The following is a 22,496-nucleotide window of genomic DNA, read 5'->3' on the forward strand; positions in this document are numbered from 1 at the left end:
TCGAATATTGACATTCAGCACATCTATGTAAACTACTACCAGATATCCGTGCAGCAGAGCGCCCAGGAGGCATCGTGGCTAATCAGCTTCTCGCAATCACGCGTCACCCCAAGGAGCGGTTGACGTCTGTCCTGTTGGCGCCCGCCCCCCGCGTCGTCGATGACAAATGGCGACAGTGGAGTCGGGACTGGAGAGTCCGGGAACTTGCGCCGGCCCCCGCCGGATCTGGGCTGAGAGCCGTCCTAGGGGACGCTGGACTCCCGTTGCTGGGGCACACTGTCGACTACATCCGATTTGGTTCAGAATTCAGTCGGGAGCGTTACGAACGTTTGGGCTCGGTGTCGTGGATGGGCGCATTCGGTACCAAAATGGTGGTCATCGCCGGTCCAGACGCAACGCGTGAGGCGTTCACAAGCGAAGCCAAGGCCTTTTCTCAAGATGGCTGGTCCTTCCTGATCGATGCTTTCTTCCATCGCGGGTTGATGCTCATGAGCTTCGACGAACATTTGATGCACCGGCGCATCATGCAGGAGGCGTTCACGCGTCCTCGCCTGACCGGATATGTCGGGCAGGTGGCCCCGTGCGTTCGCGCAGCCGTGCCCGCGTGGCCGACCGGTCCGTCGGTCCGGATCTACCCGTTGTTGAAGAATCTCACCCTCGATATTGCCACGGATGTCTTCATGGGTGGCCGCGGCAAGGACGAGAGCGCTGCTGTCAACGAGGCGTTCGTGTCCACTGTTCGCGCGGCGAGTTCCTTTGTGCGAGTTCCACTCCCGGGCACCAGGTTCCGCGCCGGCGTGCATGGGCGGCGCGTGTTGGAGGACTACTTCTCCCGACACCTGCCGGCCGCGCGTGCAGGCGAGACCGACGATCTATTCGCCGCCCTCTGCCAGGCGACCACAGAAGACGGTGAACGGTTCTCCGACGAGGATGTGATCAACCACATGATCTTTCTCATGATGGCCGCCCATGACACCTCCACGATCACCACCACTGCTGTCACCTACTTCCTCGCTAAACATCCTGAGTGGCAGGAGAAGGCAGCGGCGGAGGCGCGGTCCTTCGGTCACGATTCGCCAGATATCGACGAACTGGAGCGGATGACGGTCCTCGATCTGATCCTCAAAGAAGCTCTGCGTCTGCTGGCGCCCGTTCCGCTGGTGATGCGCAAGACCGTCCGTGATGTCGCCATCGACGGCTATCACATCCCCCGTGAAACCTTGTGCGCAATCACACCCGCCGTAAATCACTTCGACCGCAGAATATGGAGCGACCCGGACCGTTTCGATCCGTCGCGCTTCGATGAGCCCCGGCGCGAGGACCAACAGCACCGATTCGCCTGGGTGCCGTTCGGCGGGGGGGCGCACAAATGCATTGGGATGCAGTTCGGCACACTCGAGGTGAAGGCAATCCTGCACCAGATGTTGCGTACCTACGCTTGGACGGTCCCAAACGACTATCACGTGCGTTGGGACAACACCTCGCTGCCCATTCCCGTGGACGGACTGCCTGTGACGTTGCGGCACCGATGAGCGGTGAGAACTCGCCTTACCTGGAGCCCACGGAGTTCCTCGATTGGCAACATGAATCGGTACGCGACTTCGTTGCATCGGCGACCCGCGGCGCGGTCGACGACACCATGAAGGCCATAGCCATCTTCACTGCGGTCCGCGACTCGATTTGGTATGACCCCTACACCGTGACCGATGACCCGCATGCGTATCGCGCCAGCACCATCGCAACTGCAGACCGCGCTTACTGCGTCCCGAAGGCGGTGCTCTTGACGGCGGCCTGCCGAGCAGCAGGCATCCCAGCGCGGCTGGGGTTCGCCGATGTCCGAAACCACCTTCAGACCGAGACATTGCGTGAGCGGATGGGCGGTACCGACGTCTTCGTCTACCACGGATACAGCCTCATGCATCTCTGCGGTGTCTGGGTCAAGGCAACTCCGGCGTTCAATCGCGAGCTATGCGCACGGTTCGGCGTCCCGCCAATTGATTTCGACGGGCGCACAGACGCCCTGCTGCACGGGTTCGCCGGTGACGGCACACAACACATGGAATATCTGAGGGATCGAGGCGCCTTCGACGATCTACCGCTGGCAGAGATCCTGCAAGCGCTCAGAACCCACTACGGGACGCTCATAGGCGATGCGAGTCGCCATCCAGACCTGTTCGCCTGAAGGGCCGATGCGTAATGCACAGCACGATGCAAGACGTCCAGCTCACAATCTCGGCAATTGTCCGCCATGCCGCCTCCATTCACGGAAACAGCGAGGTGATCACCCCCGACGGAATTGGATACCGAAGTATGTCCTACCGTAGCGTCCTGGGGCGAGCGGGCCGACTTGCCAATGCGTTGCGCGGGCTCGGAATAACGGCAGATCAACGGGTGGCCACTTTTCAGTGGAGTAACCAAGAACATCTCGAGGCCTACTGCGCGGTTCCCTCCATGGGCGCGGTGCTGCACACCCTCAACATTCGTTTGGCTCCAGAGCAACTCGCGTACATCGCCAACCATGCCAGCGATCAGATCATCCTGGTGGATGCGTCGGTTGCGCCATTGTTGGCTAGTGCGCTACCAGCGATGGAGTCGGTGCATACGGTCATCGCCACCGGGGGCGGCGACCTCGCTCCGCTGCAGCGATGCGGGAAGACGGTGTTGCGTTACGAGGAGATCCTGGCGCAGCAACCGGAGACTTTCGATTGGCCCGAGATCGATGAGCGTTCCGCCGCGGCCATGTGCTACACCAGCGGGACTACTGGAAATCCCAAAGGTGTTGTCTACAGCCACCGTTCGACCTACCTACATGCACTGACCGCCTGCACGTCGAACGCCCTGGCAGTGAGCGAGGCCGACCGTATCCTGGCCATTGTCCCGATGTTTCACGCCAATGCGTGGGGACTGATCTACGCGGCGTTGATGTCTGGTGCGGACTTGGTATTACCCGATCGCCATCTGCAAGCCGCGCCGCTGGTGTCGATCATCGAAGAGACTCAGCCGACTATCGCCGGTGCAGTGCCGACGATCTGGAACGATGTCGATCGATACCTGGAATCGAATCCCGCCCGGGACATCTCCTCACTTCGGCTGGTTGCCTGCGGCGGATCGGCAGTCCCCGTCTCGCTGATGCGGGCATTCGAAGACAAGTACAACGTGCCTATCGTGCAGGCATGGGGCATGACCGAAACCTCGCCGCTGGCTACCGTCGCACGCGCAGCGCACGGAGTAGGCGAGACCCGTGCGTGGGAGATGCGCGAAAGCCAGGGTCGGCCGATGTGCGGTGTCGAGATCCGGTTGCGTGACGACCACAAGAAGACAGTGCCGTGGGACGGTCGATCAGCGGGTGAAATACAGGCGCGAGGCCCGTGGATCACCGGCGCCTACTTCGGCGACGATGATCCGGACAAGTTCGACGGAGGGTGGCTGCGCACCGGCGACGTCGGCCGGATCGACCCGGACGGGTATCTCACGCTGACCGATCGTGGGAAGGACGTCATCAAGTCAGGTGGAGAATGGATCTCCTCAGTCGAGCTGGAAAACACGCTGATTGGTCACCCGGCGATCTACGAGGCTGCGGTGGTGGCAGTTCCCGACGACAAATGGCAGGAAAGACCGCTCGCCCTGGTCGTGGTTCACCGTGGAGCCGAGGTCGACATCGACCGACTGCGCGCGTTTCTGTTGGACAAGGTCGCCAAGTGGTGGATCCCGAAGCGGTGGAGCTTCGTGTCTGAGATTCCTCGAACAAGCGTCGGAAAATACGACAAGAAGGCCATACGCGCGCGTCACTCCGCCGGCGAGTATCAGATCGAAACGTCCTAAGAAATCAAACCCATTGATATTGAACAGCCGAGAGGGAATCCTGTGACAGCATCAATTTCTCCCTGGATGAGCGCCGAATTGCTCGAGCTTCGTGACCTTGCCGCGAAGTTCTTCTCGACCGAATTGGCACCACATGCGCAACGTTTCGCAGACCAGCACCAAGTTGACCGAGAATTGTGGCACAAAGCCGGCGAACTAGGCCTGCTCTGCATGTCCATACCCGAAGAATACGGCGGGGGAGGCGGCACATTCGCGCACGAAGCCGTCGTACTCGAAGAGCAAGCCCGAGTCGGGGACAGCTCATGGGGCGCAGGGCTGCACAGCGGAATCGTCGCGCACTACATCCTCCAGTACGCGGCCGAAGAACTACGGAGGCAGTGGCTGCCCAAGATGGCCTCAGGCGAAATGATCGGTGCTATCGCCATGACGGAGCCAGGGACCGGTTCTGATCTGCAGAGTGTCAAGACCAAAGCAATTCTTGACGGTGACGAGTACGTGATCACCGGCGCAAAGACCTTCATCACCAACGGTCAGCAAGCCGACCTGATCATCGTCGTCGCCAAGACAGATCCAAGTCAGGGCGCCGCCGGCATCTCGCTGATCGTCGCCGAAGCCGATCGACCCGGATTCCGGCGCGGCAAGGTCCTCGACAAAATCGGCCAACGCGGACAAGACACCTCCGAGTTGTTCTTCGACGACGTAAGAGTTCCCCGCTCGCACCTCCTGGGCGAGACCGAGGGTCAGGGTTTCATTCAGCTGATGACGCAGCTACCTCAAGAGCGGCTCATCGTCGCGGTTGGGGCGGTCGCGGCGATGGAACTTGCCGTGGAGCAGACACTCAAATACACCCGTGAGCGGGAAGCGTTCGGACGGCCCGTCTTCGGCTTTCAGAACACGAAATTCATCTTGGCCGAAGCTGCAACCGAAACGCGCATCGCACGAGTATTTTTGGACTACTGCATCGACCTACACCTCGCGGGCCAACTCGACGTCCAGACCGTCGCCATGGCGAAATGGTGGACCACTGAGCGAGCGATGAAGGTGCTCGATGACTGTTTGCAGCTCCACGGCGGATATGGGTACATGACCGAGTATCCCATCTCGAGATTGTGGGTGGACCAGCGCGTGCAGAAAATCTACGCCGGCACAAATGAGGTGATGAAGGAAATCATCTCGCGTTCCCTATGACCCTGAACGATTAGCCACCTGCACATTACTCACCTGGGAGGAGGATTGATGGCATCTACAGAGGTGCCATATCGCCACGAAATGGGTGGACATTGCGGATCGGGTGCCCTTCGGGAGTTGATACCAGATGCTCCTATCTTCAGGCAATGAGTTCGTTGGTTCTTCTGCTGGGTTGGCGGAGGGCATGGTAGATCTCGCGGGCGATGTAACGCTTGATGCAGCGCATGATCTCGTTCTTGGTTTTGCCTTCGGCCAGGCGGTGAACGAAGTAGTCGCGGGTGGGCTGGTGACGGCGCATGCGCACCACCAGGATGACGTGCAGGGCACGGTTGGCGTCGCGATTGCCTCCCCAATTGAGCCGGTGGCGGATCGTTTTGCCGCTGGAGGCTTCCAGTGGGCTGACCCCGCACAGTTTGGCGAAAGCGGCGTCGCTGCTGATCCGAGCGGGGTTGTCGCCGAGGGCGGTCAGCAGCGTGGCAGCGGTGTCGGGCCCGACGCTGTAGCTCGGGTGCGGCGGTGGCGGTGATGGTGTCGACGTGGCGTTCGAGTCGGGCGGCTGCGGTGTCGAGCTGGTGGCAACGTGCCGCCATCGACTTGATAGCAGTAAAGAAAGTTCTCACATCGCAGGCCAGCGGCGGTCAGGCGGGCGTTGGTCGCGCCTGCTGCCCGCGGCGTCTCGATGCGGCGAGGAGCGAGGAGTCCTGGCTTGTCGTGGTGCCAGGATGCCGTGGCCGTTGAGATGTACAGCGCTCGTCGTCGTGTGCAAGCTTGTGTGGCGGCGGACGGAGGGCGAAGCGTAGCGAGCGGCGCGGACGGGAGCGCCAGCGGACGGGAGCAGAGGGAGCGTAGCGAAGCCCGCAGGTAGCCGCCGGTTCCTCGCGGGCTATGGCGGCCCGGGCTCCGCTGAGCATCAGTTGCGGGTCCGCGCCATGGCGATGGGACTCGTAGGATGGCGGTTGTGAGCGGGATGCTGGCGCAGCGTGCACGGCGAGAGGCCGAGGCACGGCTGGCGGGGCAGCCTCGGCGGCTGGCGCATGTGCGGGGTGTCGCGACGACTGCCGAGCGGCTGACTCGGCGTTTCAATGCGCAGACAGCGGACTGTCTGGTGGCGGCGGCGTGGCTGCACGATATCGGCTACGCACCATCGGTGCGCCAAAGTGGGTTTCATCCGCTCGATGGCGCGGAGTTTGTCCGATCGGCCGGCTTTGGGGAGATGGTCGCCTCCTTGGTGGCGTTTCATACCGGAGCGCGCGTGGAAGCCTCCGAGCGGGGCCTGTCGGGTTTATCGGAGTTCGGCGAGCCGCCCAGCGATGTTCTGGATGCGTTGAACTATTGTGATCTAACGACCGGACCCGACGGGTCGCCGATATCGCCGCAGGATCGACTGGGTGACGTGTTGGCGCGCTATGGGCCCGAGGATCCGGTGCATCGAGCGGTCGGTGCGGGCCGCGAGGATCTGCTGGCGGCGGTGCGGCGGGTACGCCATTGGCTGTAGCAGCCGTAGGTCAGCCGAGGTAGGGGCGGTCGCGGTGCTGCAGGTAGTGCTCGATTCGCAGACGCATCGACGGATGCATGTCCAGGTTGGGGATGTCGTCGGGGGCAGTCCAGGCGATGTCGGTGCTTTCGTGGTCGATGGCCAGCTCACCGCCGAGCACGGTGGCGGTGAAGCACAGGGAAAATTGTTGGCGGACTTCACCGTCGGTGAACGCGACGACGTGGTGAGGGTTGGTGTAGACACCGACCAGGCCGGTGACTTCGACGTCGAGACCGGTCTCCTCTTTGATCTCGCGCACGGCGGTGTCTGCGATGGTTTCGCCGATGTCGTGTCCGCCGCCCGGTAGCGCCCACAGCGTATTGTCGCGGCGTTTGATCAGCAGGATACGACCGTGTTCGTCGGTGACGATGGCCGAAGCCGACGGGACGACACTGTTAGGTGCCGGAGCGTTGGGGTCGTTGTAGTAGTCGATGCGCATCGAGGGTCAGCCTTTCGCGGTCAGGGGTGTGGCGTGGTCCCAGACCTGGGTAAAGGCCTGTTCGAGAGTGGCCCAGAGCCGGGGTTCGTGGTGGCGCGACAGCGCCAGCACCGGGTTGTTGCGCCCGGGTGAGCCGTAGATGTGGAAGTTGACGATCATGGCGTCATCCACCCGAAAGATCGACGTGTACAGCATCGTGTCGTGGGTGCGAATGTCCAGGCCCGGTGTGCCGGCATGCGGGGCGAGTAGTTCCACGGAGGTGCGGCAGCGGGCTATGACGGCTTCGCCGATGCCTTCCTCCTCGCCGCGCAGGATCATGGTGGGCGTGTCGGGGTCACCGACGAGAAACCGCACCGCAACGCCGCGGGCGGCGGCGTCGAGCAGGGTGTCGAGGAATCCGTCGAGGGTGTCGAACAGGAACGTCGCCGCCAGGACGAGGATGTCGATGCCGGTGGTGGCGCCGGCGAAATGCTGCTGCCATGCAGTGATCGGTAACTGGGTGCGGCTGGCATACAGCGTCGCGGTGAACGGACCACCCAGCGACGTCGTCGCCAGCGCGCTCGCGGTAGGGGCAGGATACTGGTTGGGCCACAGGTTGTGCGGTGTGCAGCCAAGCAGCTTAGCGGCGCGGCGGGCGTTGTCCTCGCGGACGTTGTAGTCGATGTTGGCCAGCCAGCGGCGCACCGTCTTGATATCCACGCCCACCGCAGTGGCGAACCTCTGTGGGGAGAGTCCCTTGGCGTGCAGCCGTTGGGTGAGGCGATCGTTGGGGATCGTGGCGGCCTCGGCGTCGCCGTCCTGATCGCCCATCGTCTCAGCGCACATCTTTCCGTGTCATCCCTGTCCATCCTCAGCGCGTGGTTCCTAGTTTGCCATGCGACTGCCGCCGCCCCGCGGCGGTGATGCCCGTCCGATGCCCACGGGCATGTCCCTGTCGTGTCCGAAATGTCTGCGGCAGTGTCGGCAATGCCTGCCAACGTCCCTCGCTACGTCCGCGATGTCCACGTGAACTGAGCCCAGCGCCGCAACGGGCGCAAACAGATCACGAAAGGAACAGCGGGACAATGCGTTTAAGGATCGACACATCAGGCACACGGTTCATCGTCACCCGAGCGGCCGAGCCGCGGCTGAACTTCGAGACCGGCAGCCCAAAAGTGGACACCGCCACCGGCGTGCCACTGTATGCCGCGCAGCTGTTGGCGTTGGATGACACCGGTGGTGAAGTGCTCAACGTCACCGTCGCCGGGGATCCGAAAGTGACAGTCACCCAACCTGTTTCAGTCGCGGGTCTGGTTGCTATCCCTTGGGCTCAAGGTGATCGCAGCGGCGTGGCGTTCCGTGCCGACGCCATCACCCCCACCAACCCCGCGGCTGCGCCGAGCGATCAAGCGTCCCGCGCGCAGAAATAACCCCATTTGCTGGGGCGCGGCGCTCGTGGGTGTCGCGCCCCAGCACGTGAGCTGCTATCGACCATTCACTCACCAGAGGGACGCCTGTCATGGCATCAAACTACAAAAACAGCAAGAACTCTCAATCCAACGACGACGACTGGATCACCGACCTCATCCTCTCACTGTTCAAAGCGGCCGGGTATCTGCTGTGGTGGGCGGTCCTGTTCCCGGCCATCAGCATCCCGATCATCGCCAGCGTGGCGATGGCCATTACCCATGGCTCACGCGCGGGTCTGATCATCGGTATTGCTTTCGCTGCCGCGTATGCGGGCTGGGCGTGGCTGGACCCGCGATCGTTTCACGGATGGGTCACCGAGCCGGTGCGGCGGCGCTGGTTGACCTGGTCGCGCTACACCCGCACCTGGCAATCGGTGTGCACCCTGCACGGCCTGACCGCCACACTTGGCGAACGCACCTTGGTGCCGACCTTGCAGTCGGTGCGCATCGGCAAGACGACCGACGTCCTGGCGCTGCGAGTGGTCACCGGCCACTCCCTGGCTGATTGGCACAAGCAATCGGAGGCGCTAGCCGCCGCCTGGCGTGCCGACCGGATCGCCATCCGCGCGACCGCGCCCGGAGAGCTACGCATCACCCTGATGCGCGGCGACGTGCTGGCCGACCCGATTGCCCTGCCCATGCCCACGACGGCGACTGCGGTGGATGTGGGGTCGGTGCGGGTCGGGATCACCGAAACCCGCCACTGGTGGCACCTACCTCTGCTTGGCCACCACCTGCTCGTGGCTGGCGCGACCGGCGCGGGGAAAGGTTCAGTGTTGTGGTCACTGATCGCTGGCCTCGCCCCCGCCGTGAAAACCGGACAAGTGCGGCTCTGCGTCATCGACCCGAAAGGCGGCATGGAACTGGGCGCCGGAGCACCCATGTTCACGGTGTTCACCCACGACGCCACTGGCACCACCCTGTACCTGCTGCGGCAACTAGTGGAGGTGATGCACGCCCGCGCCAATCGGTTACGGGGCAAGACGCGCATGCACACCCCGACTCCGACTGAGCCGTTATTCGTGGTGGTGATCGATGAGATCGCCGCGCTGACTGCGTATGTGACCGACCGCAAGGTGCGCAGCGAAATTGAACAGCTGTTGGGCCTGCTGCTCTCCCAAGGCCGGGCCGTCGGCATTTCGGTGGTGGCAGCGGTGCAAGATCCGGCCAAAGACACCCTGCCGGTGCGGCAGCTGTTTACCGTGCGAATCGGGTTGCGGTTGACCGAAGCCACCCAAACCACCATGGTTTTGGGCCAGGGCGCCCGCGACGCGGGGGCCGACTGCGATCACATCCCCGACACCACTCCCGGTGTGGGCTACATGATGATCGATGGCACGGCCCAACCGGTGCGGGTACGGGCATTTCACGTCGCCGACCACGACATCGCCACTCTGGCAGCACGATTCCGGCCACCTCGTGCCGCGACCCGAACCAACCAGTCCAACAGCGGGCGCACCGACACCGCCCGGGGTCAACGGTGACTACTGCAACGACAGCCCCCACGCTGGTGTTGCCCGGGGTTCCCGGCTCGATCGACACCAATGCGGTGGTGGATCAGATGGTGCGCCGCGCGTCCTCGACGGGGTTCGAATCGTGGTGGCGGCGCGCGGAATCTGTTGGCTTCTGCGCCCACCCCATCCAACTCAGAGGTACCGACGAGATAGGCCGCGATCGGGTGGTGTGGACACGGTGCAACAACCGCCGCGCTCAGGTATGCCCATCGTGCTCAGACCTGTACGCCCGCGACACGTGGCAGCTCGTGCACGCTGGCACCGCCGGCGGCCACCACAACATCCCCGCAGCAGTGGCCGATCGTCCGCAGGTGTTCGTCACCCTCACCGCACCTAGCTACGGGCCTGTTCACGCCGCCGCGCGTGCAGGCGACAAGAAGCAGCGTGTGTGTCGCGACCACCACCACACTGGCGGCTACCGCCGTTGCCCGCATGGAAAACCACTGTGGTGCAGCACAACCCACGGCGAAGGTGATATCTATGCGGGACAGCCGATCTGCGCGGACTGCTACGACTACACCGGGCATGTCCTGTTCACATGGCACCTGCCCGAACTGTGGCGACGCTTCACCATCACCCTGCGACGCACACTGCGCCGAGAGCTACGCGCTTCGGGCGCCGACCCGGATGCGGTGCAGGTCAGCTTCATCAAAGTCGTCGAACTGCAAGCCCGGCTCATCCCGCACATTCATGCCCTGATCCGCCTCGACCCGCCCGACAGCGATGACTCTGGCGGTCATGACTGGCATGCGCCCCTTGCGGCAACCGAACTGGCCACCATCATCCAACAGGCCGTTCGAACCGTGGCCGTGACGGTCACCGACTCATCCTCAAATACAGCGACACGGGTGATCAGGTTCGGCACACAAGTCGACACCCAACCCATCGACAACCGGCACGCCGGCACGGACGGCTCTGCTGTGCAGGAGGATTCACCACACGGCGGGGTTCTTCCAGGCCGCCGCGTAGCTCGCTACCTCGCGAAATACGTCACCAAATCCTTAGCTGACGTCGGGATCAGCGCGCGACGCATCTCCACCGAGGCCATCGCTGACCTCGATGTCTGCGACCACGTTCGGGCGATCCTGACCGCCATCAGCCAACTCGCCGATAAGGGACTGGCCGGTGTCGGTCGGTGGCTGCACACCCTGGGCTACCGGGGCCACATCACCAGCAAATCCCGCCGCTATTCCACCACGATGACCGCGCTGCGCGAACGTCGCGCGGCCTGGACCCGTGAACAACGTTTAAAAAGCACTGCGCACCAACATGATCTCGGCCTCGACTCCACCGATGGCGATGATCTGGTGGCATGGGAATTCGATCGTGCCGGCCCCACCAGCCTCGGCGACCGGACCCTCATCTACTCCGCGGCCGTCCAACACATCCACACCCGCCGCATCGGACTGATCGAAGTCCGTGGCCAAGCCCGCAATCAACAATGGGATCCGCCAGGGGGAAGCGATGGCTGACAGGTCCCGAGCAGCACGTGCTCGCTCCGGGTGTGACGCTCGTCCCGATGCGCCGACGGTGTCAGAGGGGGGTGTTGAAATTGTTGTGCCCAACCAATATCGACTTCCGTCCGAGGCCAACCGCGCGCTGGTACACGTGATAATGGCTGTGCGGGACCGGATGCTTGGATCAGGGAGGGGAGTGGCGTGAGCCTGAGGTTCGCCTTCTATGGCCGAGTGAGCACGGAGGACGCTCAAGACCCGGAGGCGAGCCGCAGCTGGCAGAAGCGGCGTGCCATGGACCTGATCACTCCGCACGGCGGATTCATCGCCGCCGACTACTTCGATGTGGGACAGAGCCGTTCACTGCCGTGGAAGCGCAGGCCAGAGGCGTCACGTCTGCTTGCTGATGTCGCTTGTCGGGACCGTAGCTTTGATGCCGTAGTGATTGGGGAACCCGCCCGTGCGTTCTACGGGCCGCAGTTCGCGCTCACCTTCCCTGTCCTCACGCACTACGGAGTTGGCCTGTGGGTACCCGAGGTCGGCGGAGCGGTCGATCCCGGCTCCGAGGCACACGACCTGGTGATGACTCTGTTCGGCGGCATGAGCAAGGGAGAGCGCGCTCGAATCCAAATGCGCGTCCGTACGGCGATGTCAGCACTCGCGCAGGACACCGCCAGATATCTCGGTGGTCGACCACCCTACGGTTACCGGCTCGTCGATGCCGGCCCGCATCCAAACCCTGCCAAGGCCAATCTTGGGCAGCGGCTTCACCGCCTCGAACCCGACCCCGCGACATCTTCGGTCGTCGAGCGGATCTACCGCATGTACGCCGACGGAGCGGGCCTGCGCTATATCGCGCAACTGCTCACCGACGATGGTGTACCGTCACCGAGCCAGTACGACCCGGCACGGAATCGGCATCGTGACCCACGAGGATGGTCCCATTCGGCGATCCGCGCGATACTCGACAACCCGGCGTACCGCGGTATCCGTGTTTGGGGCAAGCAGGAGAAATACGAGGTTCTGGTCAACCCCGATGATGTCGCTGCGGGGTATGAGACTCGTATGCGGTGGCGTGATGAGGCCGACTGGATCGCACCAGAACGCCGCACGCATGAAGCGCTGATCCGTGACGAACTAGCGCAGGCTGTCCGTCTTCGGATGCAGGCGCGGCGGGGTCCCGGTCTTGTTTGCAGCAGAGAGTCAACAGTGCCATATGCACTGCGTGGGCTGCTGTTCTGTGCCGCATGTGGACGGCGGATGCAGGGCGCTGCCCGCGTCGGGAAGCGAACAACACGCATCCTCTACCGTTGTGAGCTCGGTAAGTCGCGTTCGGTACCCGCGGACCTGAGTGATCACCCGCGCACCGTCTACCTCCGTGAAGATGAGGTGACTGCGCGACTTGACGAATGGATCGCCACCCTGGCCGATCCGGCCGACTTGGCACGCGGGCAAGACGCGGACCCGGTAGCAGGGGCTGGCTACGCGGCCTTGCAGCGCCAGCTCAGCGAGGCGAATGCGAAGGTTGCTGCTCTGGTTACCGCCGTGGAGTCTGGTGTGGCCGTTGAGGATTTGACTGTTGCATTGCGCCGCCGCACCGCCGAGCGCGACGAGCTGAAGGTCCGTCTTGAGCAAGCGGAGCGACCTCGCGTCATGACTGCCGCACAAATCAGCGAGTTGGTTGAGGAATTGGGCGGGCTGTCAGCAGTGCTTGGTGAGGCAACCGGGGCGGAACGCGCTCAGGTATACGCAAGCCTGGGCCTGCGCCTCGACTACGACCCGCATCTTCAGCGAGTCACGGCGACTGCCGACTTAAGTCGTGTCGCCGGACGTGTCCGAGGGGGGACTTGAACCCCCACGCCCGTTAATAGGGCACTAGCACCTCAAGCTAGCGCGTCTGCCATTCCGCCACTCGGACCCGTCCCGCATCCCGTGCGGGCAGCTAAGGCTATCGGATGAGGCAGCCCGAACCCAAACCCGGTGTCCCTGGTACGAATGGTGATTGTGACAGGACCCGCCGATGAGGTGGTCGAGCTCGTCAGTCAGCTGATCCGCTTCGACACCTCCAACACCGGAGACCCGGCCACCACCAAGGGTGAGGGTGAGTGTGCCCGCTGGGTGCAGGCCCAGCTCACCGAGGTCGGCTACGAGTGCGAATACCTCGAGGCCGGTGCCCCGAACCGGGGCAACGTATTCGCCCGGCTGCCCGGCGCCGATCCGTCGCGCGGTGCGCTGATGATCCACGGCCACCTCGACGTGGTGCCCGCCGAACCCGCCGACTGGAGTGTGCACCCGTTCTCGGGGGCGATCTCCGACGGTTATGTGTGGGGCCGTGGCGCGGTCGACATGAAGGACATGTGCGGGATGATGATCGCCGTCGCCCGCCACTTCAAGCGCGAGGGCATCGTCCCGCCGCGTGACCTGGTGTGGGCGTTCGTCTCCGACGAGGAGCACGGCGGCACCTACGGCGCGAACTGGCTGGTGGACAACCGGCCCGACCTGTTCGACGGTGTCACCGAGGCGATCGGCGAGGTCGGCGGGTTCTCGCTGACCGTACCGCGCCGCGACGGGGGCGAACGCCGCCTCTACCTGATCGAGACCGCCGAGAAGGGCCTGACGTGGATGCGGCTGACCGCGCGCGGTCGCGCAGGCCACGGCTCGATGGTGCACGACGACAACGCCGTCACCGCGGTCGCCGAAGCCGTGGCCAAGCTGGGCAGGCACCAGTTCCCGCTGGTGCTGTCCGACACGGTGCAGCAATTCCTCACCGCGGTGGCCGAGGAGACCGGCTACTCGTTCGACATCGACTCCCCGGACCTCGACGGGTCGATCGCCAAGCTCGGCGGGATCGCCCGCATCGTCGGGGCCACCCTGCGCGACACCGCCAACCCGACCATGCTCAAGGCGGGTTATAAGGCCAACGTCATCCCGCAGACCGCCGAGGCCATGGTCGACTGCCGCGTGCTGCCCGGGCGCAAGGAGGCGTTCGAGCGTGAGGTCGACGCGCTGATCGGACCCGACGTGGTGCGCACCTCCGAGCGGGACCTGCCCTCGTACGAGACGACGTTCGACGGCGACCTCGTCGACCAGATGAACGCCTCGCTGCTGGCGCTGGACCCCGACGCCCGCGCCGTGCCCTACATGCTCTCCGGCGGCACCGACGCAAAGTCGTTCCAGCGGTTGGGAATCCGCTGCTTCGGCTTCATCCCGCTGCGGCTGCCTGCCGAACTCGACTTCGCCGCCCTGTTCCACGGCATCGACGAACGGGTACCCGTCGACGCCCTCGAATTCGGCGCGAAGGTTCTGCAACACTTTCTCGAGCACTGCTGAGCGGTTCCCTCACACGCGAAAGGACATCATGGCTTTTCCGTACAACCCTTACGAGTTCCTTCCGGAGCTGCCGTCGTTCACGCTGACCTCCGAGTCGGTCACCGACGGCCAGCCGCTGGCCAATGACCAGGTCAGCGGGCTGATGGGCGCAGGCGGCTCCGATGTGTCGCCGCAGCTGTCCTGGTCGGGCTTCCCGGAGGAGACCCGCAGCTTCGCCGTCACCGTCTACGACCCCGACGCCCCGACCGGATCCGGGTTCTGGCACTGGGCGGTGTTCAACCTGCCCGCCACGGTCACTGATCTACCCGCGGGCGTGGGTGACGGCAGCGCCAAGGGCTTCCCCGGCGACGCGGTGACGCTGGCCAACGACGCCGGGATGAAGCGCTTCGTGGGCGCCGCCCCGCCACCGGGCCACGGTCCGCACCGCTACTTCATCGTCGTGCACGCCGTCGACGTGGAGAAGCTCGACATCCCCGAGGACGCCACCCCGGCGTATCTGGGCTTCAACCTGTTCAGCCATGCGATCGCCCGCGCGATCATCCACGGCACCTACGAGCAGAAGTAGGGCGAGAGGGCTACCTCGCGACCAGACACAGATTCGCGTTCCGGCGCCTCGAATCACGCGATTCTGTGTCTGCTCGCGCGACAAGTGCTACCTCGGGCGGGCGCTGATCTGCGACTGGGACCGCACGTAGAGGCGCGTGCGGTCCGCGCGGAACAGGTCGATCGAGTACTCGACCGCGCGGCCGTGCTGGTCGTACCCCGTCCGCAGCACCTCGAGCACCGGGCTACCCGCCGCCCGGCCCAGTAGCGCCGCCTCCGCCGCGGGCACGGCCGCCACCTCGATGGATTCGTCGGCCACGCAGATCTGTAGCCCGAACTGGGTGCGCAGCGTGCGGTAGATCGAGCTCATCGGCGTGCGCAGGACGCCGGCGAGTTCGGGGAGCAGATACATCTGTTCCAGTGACAGCGTGTCCCCGTCGGCGTGCCGCAGCCGCAGCAGCGACACCGCCTGCTCACCGGCGGGCAGTCCCAGTGCCGCCCGGACGTCGGGCCCGGCGGTGACCATCCGCGCGGCGATCACCGACGTGCCGTCGGCGAAGCCCTGTTCGTGCAGGATCTCGGGGATGCCCTTGACCGTGTTCAGGCTGCGCAGCACGCCGCGGCTGCGGCAGTACGGCTGCGCCGACCGCGGCGACACCTCGCGCGCGGGCACACCGGTGAGGTAGGCGCCGCCGGCGCGGCCCTTGACCCGTTCGATGGTGCCGTCGTTCTCGAGCAGTTCGAGTGCCTTGCGCACGGTCGTGCGGGAGGTGCCCAGCCGCTCGGCCAGCGCCCGCTCGGTGGGCAGCCGCGCCTCGCCGCGGGCGGTCAACTCCTCGGCGAGGCGTTGCAGGGCGGTGTGCGCATGACTGAGCGCAGGCATGGTGTTCACGGTAGTGCCGACGGTGGTCCGCCGCAGTGCCGGCGCAGAGCGTTACGTGCAGTTAACACGAGGTCCCATGAACCAGAAATGGTTCAGCGCGATCGTGGGGACGATGAACGAGATCCGCAGCGAGCGCGTCCGGCTCGGGCTGGCCATGGCCGCCGAGGCCGGCCGGCTGTCGGACCGCTGGTTCGGCGCCCGCGGGCTCGACGTCGAGGTCAAGGCCGACGGCTCACCGGTCACGCTGGCCGACAGGGAGATCGAGCTGACCCTGCGCGACGCGGTGGGCGCCGCGTTCCCCGACGACGGTTTCTCGGGGGAGGAGTACCCCGACACCGACGGCGACAGCGGCTTCCGCTGGATCGTCGACCCGATCGACGGCACCAAATCCTTCGTCCGGGGCGTGCCGCTGTACGCGAATCTCATTGCGCTGCAGGAGGGTGACGAGATCGTGTTCGGCGTCATCAACCTACCCGGCGCCGGTGTCGTCGTACACGCCGAACGCGGCCACGGGTGCTGGCGCAACGGCGTACAAGTGCAGGTGTCGGACCGGCCCGTCCTCGACGGCGCGTACGTGATGGCCACCTGGCTGGAGGACTGGGACGCCGGCCTGATCGGAGACCTGCACACCCAGGGCGTCGTATTGCGCACCTGGGGTGACGCATTCGGCTACGCGATGGTGGCGTGCGGCCACGCCGACGCCGTCGTCGACTACCGCGCGCACGCCTTCGACCTGGCGCCGATGCCGGTGATCATCGAGGAGGCCGGTGGCCGCTTCACCAGTCTCGACGGCCGCCGCGTCATCGACGGGGGCGACGGAATCGCGAGCAACGGGTTGATCCACGACGCACTGCTGCCGTGGGTCGCGCCCTCAGATATCCACCAGGAGCGGGGAGTTCGATCATGACGGAGTACATCAAGAGGCTGGACCGGCGCAGCATCGTCGTCTTCTTCGGCACGCTGTACGCGGTGGCGTTGCTGTTCGCCCTCTTCCCACCGCTGTACCTGTGGGGCAGCGGAATTCGGTACGAGGTGTTCGGGATGCCGTTCGCGATCTCGTACTGGATCATCGACGCGCTGGTCCTCGGGCTGACGCTGACCGCGTTCTACGTCGTCGAGGACATCCGCGGGGAACTCGACGACGACACCACCGAACCCGTGACCGAGATTACCGGAGGCTGATATGTGGGTGATGCTCGGCATGCTGGCGGCGTTTTACGCCGTGGTGGTCGCCATTCTGTATGTGACACAACAGAAGACGGCGCCGACGTTCGACGAGTACGCGGTCGGTGGTCGACGCTACGGGCCGTGGTACGTGGCGATGAGCTACGTCAACTCGTGGTGGCCCGGGTCCACCTTCATCGCGTTCTTCGGATTGGCCGCGGGCGCAGGTGTGTTCGGGATGTACGGGCTGGCATACTCGAGCCTGGGCGTGGCGATGATGTACTTCATGGCCACCAGGGCGTGGCGTTGGGGTAAGCGCTACGACCTGCGCTCGCAGCCCGATCTGCTCGGCAAGCGCTTCGACTCGTCCGCGGTCCGGGTGGTCGCCAGCGTCATCGGCATCGTGTCGCTGTTCCCCTGGGTGGTGCTCGGGATGCAGGCGCTCGGCACGGTGTTCGAACTCGCCAGCGACGGCGCCTGGTCGGTGACGACGTGCCTGCTCATCGGCCTCGCCGTCATCGTCATCCGCCAGTACTGGACCGTGCGGATGGGGATGCGCGGGCTGATCATGACCGACGCGTTCCAGGGCACCGTCGCCTACGTCTTCGCCGCGGTCGTCTGCGTGATCCTGCTCTCCGGGGCGGCCGGTGGACCGGTGAGCTTCGCCGCGCTGGGCGACGTCGCCGACGAATACCTGCTGCTGCCCGGCGACGGCGACGCCTACGGTCCGCTCTACATCTTCGCGCTGATCTTCACCGGCGTGGTCGGATCACTATGCTGGCCAACGAGTTTCCAGCGAATCTACACCGCCTCCAGTGTGCGGTCGGTGAAATCGGGCACGTTGTGCACGGTGCTGATCTCCGGGGTCTTCTACACCCTGCTCATGCTGCTGGGCATCGCGGCGACCGGGATGGCGAGTGTCGCGGACAATCCGCAGGACGGATGGTTCGCGATCATGAGCTCCTACGGCGGCACCTGGCTGCTCGGCCTCGGCATCACCATCGTGTTCGCGGCCTCCATGGGCCACATCGACGGCAGTGTGCAGGTCTGCGGTCTGCAGATCGCCAACGACCTGGTCAACACCGAGAAGCGGCCGCTGTCGGACAAACAGCTCACCTACGTGGCGAAAACCTCGATGATCGTGTTCATGGCGTTGGCCGGCATCGTCGCCTACGTCACCTTCAGCATGACCCGGCTGCAGTTGCTCGCCCAGATCTCCTATCAGGGTGTCGTCCAACTGGCGGTGCCGTTGTTCCTCGGCATCTTCTGGCGCGGCGGCAACAAACAGGGTGCGGTGGCGGGAATGGTCTCCGGCTTCGTCGTCGCGATGGTGCTGACGTGGATCTACCCCGACGACATCCGGGCGCTGGGCAGCCTCACCGGCGGCATCGTCGGGATCGTCGTCAACCTCGTCGTGTATCTCGTTGCCGCACTGGTCATCCGGACCGACGACGCCGAGAAGGCCAGGGTCGCCGCGATGTTCGACGCGGCGAAGACGACGGTGCGCGGCGCCGCCCCGGTGCCCGACGAATCCCTCGACGAGCAGCTGCACGATCTGGCCGCCGAATCCCGCGAACGGCAGGCGCCGCGGAGGGGACGCCCTGATGCCCGCACCGCTCGACACGGCGGCGTTCCTCGCCGACTTCGCCGAACTGTCCGCGATCGGCGCGACCCCCGCGGGCGGCGTCCACCGCGAAGCCGCCACTCCCGCCGACGGACAGGCCCGGGAGTGGTTGCGCCGCTGGTTCGACCGACACGGGTTGCAGACCCGGATCGACGCGGTGGGCAACATGTTCGGGTGCGCGGAGTTCGCCCCCGACGCCCCCTACGTGCTCATCGGCTCGCATCTGGACAGCCAACCGACCTCGGGCCGGTTCGACGGCGCGTACGGGGTGCTGGCCGGGGCGTACGCCGCCGCGACCCTGGCGGCCGCCCCGCCCGACGGTGCCCGGTTCAACGTCGCGGCGGTGAACTGGTTCAACGAGGAGGGTTCGCGGTTCTCGCCCAGCCTCATGGGCAGCGCCGTCTACACCGGCAAACGCAGCGCTGACGAGGTGCTCGAGACCGTCGGATTCGACGGCGTGACCGTCCGGGACGCGTTGACCCACATCGGTTTTCACGGATCCGACGCACCACCGGAGGCCGCGTCGTTCCTCGAGATCCACATCGAACAGGGCCGCACCCTCGTCGACGAGGGCTTCGACATCGGGGTGGTGACCCAGAACTGGGCGGCCTGCAAGTACGCGGTGACCGTGCTCGGAGCAGTCGCACACGGGCGCCACGCACATGCGTTACCGTCACGACGCCCTCGTCGGCGCCAGCCGGGTGGTCCTGGCGGTGCGGGCGGTCGCCGAGGAGTTCGGCGTACTCGGCTCCGTCGGATACTTCACCGTCGAACCCAATTCGCCGGTGGTGGTGCCCTCGCGGGTGCGCCTGGCCGCCGACCTGCGGTCACTCGACGCCGACCTGCTCGAGCGCGCGCACCGCGCGCTGCTGGAGCGGCTGAACACCGTCACCGCCGACGGCGAGGTCGAGGTACGGGTCGATTCGGCGGCCCTGCGGCAGGCGGGCCCCTACCACTCCGCGGGCATCGCGGTGGCCGGCGACGTCGCCGACGAACTGGGCCTGCGGTGGCGGACCCTGCCGACCATGGCCGGACACGATTCGGTCAACCTGCGCGACACCGTGCCGACGGTGATGCTGTTCGTGCCCAGCATCGACGGGATCTCCCACAACGAACGCGAATACACCACCGACGAGCAGATGGCCGCGGGTGTGCGCATGCTGACCGCGACCGCCGGTGCGGTGGTCCGCGGAGCGCTCGAGGCGGCCGGCGTCCGATGACCGACCACCTGCTCGACGGTTCCGCCGACGCGCTGCGGGAGGCCTACCGCACCGGTGAGGCGACCCCGGAGGACGTGCTCGAGCACACGCTGGCGCGGATCGACGCCGCCAACCCGGCGATCAACGCGATGGCCTTCGTCGCGGCGGATGCGGCACGCGAGACGGCGCGGGAGTCGGCGCGGCGGTGGGCCTCAGGTGCGCCCCGCTCACCTCTGGACGGCGTGCCGGTCACGATCAAGGACAGCGTGCACGCGACGGGGATGCCCTGGCGCCACGGGTGCGCGGCCAACCGGTTCCTGCCGCATTCGACGGTCGACGCCCCGCCCGCCGCGCGGCTGAAGGAGGCGGGTGCGGTCATCGTCGGGAAGACGACCATGCCGGACTTCGGCATGATGGCCGCCGGGGTGAGCTCGCTCTACGGCGTCACCCGAAATCCCTGGGATCCGTCGCGCAGCACCGGCGGTTCGAGTGCGGGCGCGGGGGCGAGCCTGGCGGCGGGCATCGGTTTCTCGGCCGTCGGATCGGACATCGCGGGGTCGGTGCGGCTGCCCGCCGGCCACTGCGGGCTCGTCGCGCTCAAACCCACGCAGGGCCGCATCCCGCACCTGGCGCCGTCGACCATGCGCTCGGCCGGACCGATGGGCCGCACCGTCGACGACGTCACCGACCTCTACGACGTGCTCAGCGGCCCCGACCACCGCGACATCTGGAGCCTGGCGGCCGAGAACCGCCCGCCCTCACGGGAGCCGTTGCCGCCGAGTGGATTCCGAATCGGCGTGCTCACCGAGCTCGGCTACGGCGCCGAACCCGCCACCGCGGTGCTGGCGGCTCTCGAGGACGCGGCCGCCGCACTGCGTGACGGCGGCGCGACGGTGTCCGCGATGGCGCCGGTGTTCACCGACGACGCGCACCGGGCGCTCGACCGGGTGTTCCAGGTCCGGGCGCTGGCCGAGTTGCAGGCGATCCCGGCCGAGCGGCACGAACTGGTGCACCCGGTGATCCGCGCCTGGTGTGCCCCGGCCGCGCGGTACTCGGCCACCGATGCCACCCGCGACGGGGAGGCGGTCATGCGATCGGCGGAGCTGATGCGCAGCGCCTGTGCGGCCTACGATTTCGTCATCGCACCGGTCATCCCCGCCGTCGGGTTCGGCGCCGACGACACCGGACTCGACCCGCACGAACCGCTGGCCCACTGCGGGTACACCGCGTGGTTCAACCAGACCGGACAGCCGGCGTCGGCGCTGTGCTTCGGCCGCGCCGACGCGATGCCGGTCGGCATCCAGGTGATCGGGCCACGCTTCGCCGACCGGGACGTCCTGCGCCTGACCAGCTGGCTCGAGGCCCGGCGGGCGTTCACCCTCGACTGGCCGGTGCGCGCGGCCCAGACGACAGGAGGCCGACCATGACGACCGTGACCGAGCCCCCGGTGGCCACGCGGCTGCGGGCACTGGGACTGTTCTCGGGCGCCGACATCGCCGCCGACCCCACCCCGGTGATGGCCAGCCCCAGCTGGTGGGGTGCGGACTCCGAGGGCTTCGACGTGCACGCCGGCGACGAGCGGGCGTTCGTCAAGGCGATGGCGCCGCACGCGGGGGCCTACGTCGACATCACCCAGGCCTTCGCCGCGGCCACCGAAGCCGGCGAGTGCGGGGTGGGCCCGCGGGTGTACGCCGCCGATGCGGCGGAGTCGCTGCTGGTGCAGGAGTTCGTCGACGGCCACACCGCGACGCTGAACGTGTTCGACGACGATGCGCGGCTGGCCGACCTGATCGCGCTGCGCGCCCGGGTGCACGGATTCACGTCCATCACCCGGCGGGCGACGGTGTTCGACGACATCCGCGCGCTGTCGGCGCTGGCCGCCGCACGGTCGGTGGCACTGCCCGCCGACTTCAGGTGGATGTGCCGCCACCTCGATATGGCCGAGAAACGGATCGTCGCAACGGGTTTCGACACCGTACCCGCACACGGCGACGGCAACGTCTCCAACGTGCTGCGCACCGCCGAGGGCGGCCTGCTGCTCGTCGACTGGGACGTCGCGGCCGTGATGGATCCGCTGCAGGACATCGGCGCGCTGCTGGCCGAGGTGCGGCCCTTCGACTCCGACGCCCGCGTCGCCTTCGAGATGGCCTGGGGCAGTTTCGATCAGGCGTTGTTCGACCGCGCCCGGGTCTACGGCGTCGCCGATTGCGTGCGGTGGGGGCTGATCGGGGCGTACGCCGACGCCGCCCGTCCGGGGACCCTGGAGTACTCGAAGTTCTCGGACTGGCAGTTCCTGCGGGCCAGAGCCGGGCTGACCGATCCGCACTTCTGTGACCGATTGGGGAACCTGTGAC

General features: G+C 65.9%; 18 protein-coding genes, 1 tRNA gene and 3 pseudogenes. 17 read left to right on the forward strand and 5 right to left on the reverse strand.

The genetic code is table 11. The features are described from left to right. Nucleotides 1–74 precede the first annotated feature (74 nt). From AU194_RS00695 to AU194_RS00710, 4 genes are all read left to right on the forward strand, one after another. Nucleotides 75–1,532, forward strand: coding sequence for a cytochrome P450 (locus AU194_RS00695; RefSeq protein ID WP_046190476.1), 1,458 nt, complete (start codon nucleotides 75–77; stop codon nucleotides 1,530–1,532). Further along, entirely contained in the window at nucleotides 1,529–2,182 is a 654-nt protein-coding gene (locus tag AU194_RS00700) for a transglutaminase-like domain-containing protein (RefSeq protein ID WP_046190477.1), read from the forward strand. Before AU194_RS00695 ends, AU194_RS00700 begins: the two co-directional genes overlap by 4 nt. Nucleotides 2,183–2,196: 14 nt before the next feature. Next, nucleotides 2,197–3,822: a fatty acid--CoA ligase gene (locus AU194_RS00705; RefSeq protein WP_046190478.1), complete on the forward strand. Its 1,626-nt coding sequence runs from the start codon at nucleotides 2,197–2,199 to the stop codon at nucleotides 3,820–3,822. A gap of 66 nt (nucleotides 3,823–3,888) precedes the next feature. Beyond that, nucleotides 3,889–5,010 carry an acyl-CoA dehydrogenase family protein gene (locus AU194_RS00710; RefSeq protein ID WP_016889182.1) on the forward strand — a complete coding sequence of 374 codons (1,122 nt, stop codon included), beginning with the start codon at nucleotides 3,889–3,891 and terminating at the stop codon, nucleotides 5,008–5,010. A 139-nt stretch (nucleotides 5,011–5,149) separates the two neighbouring features. On the opposite strand, the gene AU194_RS32935 is transcribed toward AU194_RS00710, so the two are convergent. Continuing rightward, nucleotides 5,150–5,614: a transposase gene (locus AU194_RS32935; protein ID WP_369804010.1), complete on the reverse strand. Its 465-nt coding sequence runs from the start codon at nucleotides 5,612–5,614 to the stop codon at nucleotides 5,150–5,152. Between the two features lie 354 nt (nucleotides 5,615–5,968). Between AU194_RS32935 and AU194_RS00715 the strand changes: the two genes are divergently transcribed. Next, nucleotides 5,969–6,505 (forward strand): HD domain-containing protein, encoded by a 537-nt coding sequence (locus tag AU194_RS00715; protein WP_046190487.1) that lies wholly within the window; start codon nucleotides 5,969–5,971, stop codon nucleotides 6,503–6,505. Nucleotides 6,506–6,515: 10 nt separating this feature from the next. On the opposite strand, the gene AU194_RS00720 is transcribed toward AU194_RS00715, so the two are convergent. Both AU194_RS00720 and AU194_RS00725 read right to left on the reverse strand, forming a co-directional pair. Continuing rightward, nucleotides 6,516–6,983 carry an NUDIX hydrolase gene (locus AU194_RS00720; RefSeq protein ID WP_046190479.1) on the reverse strand — a complete coding sequence of 156 codons (468 nt, stop codon included), beginning with the start codon at nucleotides 6,981–6,983 and terminating at the stop codon, nucleotides 6,516–6,518. Between the two features lie 6 nt (nucleotides 6,984–6,989). After that, the gene (locus AU194_RS00725; protein ID WP_046190480.1) at nucleotides 6,990–7,793 is read right to left on the reverse strand and encodes an XRE family transcriptional regulator; all 804 of its coding nucleotides are present in this window, start codon (nucleotides 7,791–7,793) and stop codon (nucleotides 6,990–6,992) included. 254 nt (nucleotides 7,794–8,047) lie between these two features. Here AU194_RS00725 and AU194_RS30840 point away from each other — a divergent pair, with 254 nt between their 5' ends. The 4 genes from AU194_RS30840 (at nucleotide 8,048) to AU194_RS30845 (ending at nucleotide 13,250) form a co-directional block, all read left to right on the forward strand. Continuing rightward, nucleotides 8,048–8,392: a hypothetical protein gene (locus AU194_RS30840; protein ID WP_011893911.1), complete on the forward strand. Its 345-nt coding sequence runs from the start codon at nucleotides 8,048–8,050 to the stop codon at nucleotides 8,390–8,392. 89 nt (nucleotides 8,393–8,481) lie between these two features. Then, complete coding sequence (locus tag AU194_RS00730) at nucleotides 8,482–9,915, forward strand: FtsK/SpoIIIE domain-containing protein (protein ID WP_012394805.1); 1,434 nt, start codon at nucleotides 8,482–8,484, stop codon at nucleotides 9,913–9,915. Continuing rightward, nucleotides 9,912–11,417, forward strand: a complete 1,506-nt coding sequence (locus AU194_RS00735) for a replication initiator (protein WP_012394804.1) — start codon at nucleotides 9,912–9,914, stop codon at nucleotides 11,415–11,417. The genes AU194_RS00730 and AU194_RS00735 overlap by 4 nt, the downstream gene beginning before the upstream one ends. 186 nt (nucleotides 11,418–11,603) lie before the next feature. Further along, complete coding sequence (locus AU194_RS30845) at nucleotides 11,604–13,250, forward strand: recombinase family protein (protein ID WP_082698416.1); 1,647 nt, start codon at nucleotides 11,604–11,606, stop codon at nucleotides 13,248–13,250. Here the strand turns inward: AU194_RS30845 and AU194_RS00740 are convergent. Next, nucleotides 13,232–13,317 (reverse strand) — tRNA-Leu (locus tag AU194_RS00740). The two genes, AU194_RS30845 and AU194_RS00740, sit on opposite strands and share 19 nt — an antisense overlap. A gap of 77 nt (nucleotides 13,318–13,394) precedes the next feature. On the opposite strand from AU194_RS00740, the gene AU194_RS00745 reads away from it, so the two are divergent. After that, nucleotides 13,395–14,729: a M20/M25/M40 family metallo-hydrolase gene (locus tag AU194_RS00745; RefSeq protein ID WP_059087305.1), complete on the forward strand. Its 1,335-nt coding sequence runs from the start codon at nucleotides 13,395–13,397 to the stop codon at nucleotides 14,727–14,729. Between the two features lie 28 nt (nucleotides 14,730–14,757). Then, a complete protein-coding gene (locus tag AU194_RS00750; RefSeq protein WP_059087306.1) occupies nucleotides 14,758–15,294 on the forward strand; it encodes a YbhB/YbcL family Raf kinase inhibitor-like protein in 537 nt (178 codons plus the stop codon). An 87-nt stretch (nucleotides 15,295–15,381) separates the two neighbouring features. Here the strand turns inward: AU194_RS00750 and AU194_RS00755 are convergent, their stop codons facing one another. Continuing rightward, nucleotides 15,382–16,155 carry a GntR family transcriptional regulator gene (locus AU194_RS00755; RefSeq protein ID WP_157575838.1) on the reverse strand — a complete coding sequence of 258 codons (774 nt, stop codon included), beginning with the start codon at nucleotides 16,153–16,155 and terminating at the stop codon, nucleotides 15,382–15,384. Nucleotides 16,156–16,231: 76 nt separating this feature from the next. Here AU194_RS00755 and AU194_RS00760 point away from each other — a divergent pair, with 76 nt between their 5' ends. From AU194_RS00760 to AU194_RS00785, 6 genes and pseudogenes are all read left to right on the forward strand, one after another. Further along, the gene (locus AU194_RS00760) at nucleotides 16,232–17,062 is read left to right on the forward strand and encodes an inositol monophosphatase family protein (protein WP_059087308.1); all 831 of its coding nucleotides are present in this window, start codon (nucleotides 16,232–16,234) and stop codon (nucleotides 17,060–17,062) included. Continuing rightward, a complete protein-coding gene (locus AU194_RS00765; RefSeq protein WP_059087309.1) occupies nucleotides 17,059–17,337 on the forward strand; it encodes a hypothetical protein in 279 nt (92 codons plus the stop codon). Before AU194_RS00760 ends, AU194_RS00765 begins: the two co-directional genes overlap by 4 nt. Nucleotides 17,338–17,476: 139 nt before the next feature. Then, nucleotides 17,477–18,574, forward strand: a pseudogene (locus AU194_RS00770) (sodium:solute symporter); the annotation flags it as partial. A gap of 349 nt (nucleotides 18,575–18,923) precedes the next feature. Next, a pseudogene (locus AU194_RS32385) lies at nucleotides 18,924–20,163 on the forward strand (M20 family metallo-hydrolase). 83 nt (nucleotides 20,164–20,246) lie between these two features. Beyond that, nucleotides 20,247–21,569, forward strand: a pseudogene (locus tag AU194_RS32090) (amidase family protein); the annotation flags it as partial. Further along, a complete protein-coding gene (locus AU194_RS00785) occupies nucleotides 21,566–22,495 on the forward strand; it encodes a phosphotransferase (protein ID WP_059087311.1) in 930 nt (309 codons plus the stop codon). The pseudogene AU194_RS32090 and the gene AU194_RS00785, both read left to right, overlap by 4 nt. Nucleotide 22,496: the final 1 nt, after the last annotated feature.

Source organism: Mycobacterium sp. GA-2829 (assembly GCF_001499965.1).
Lineage (GTDB): Bacteria > Actinomycetota > Actinomycetes > Mycobacteriales > Mycobacteriaceae > Mycobacterium.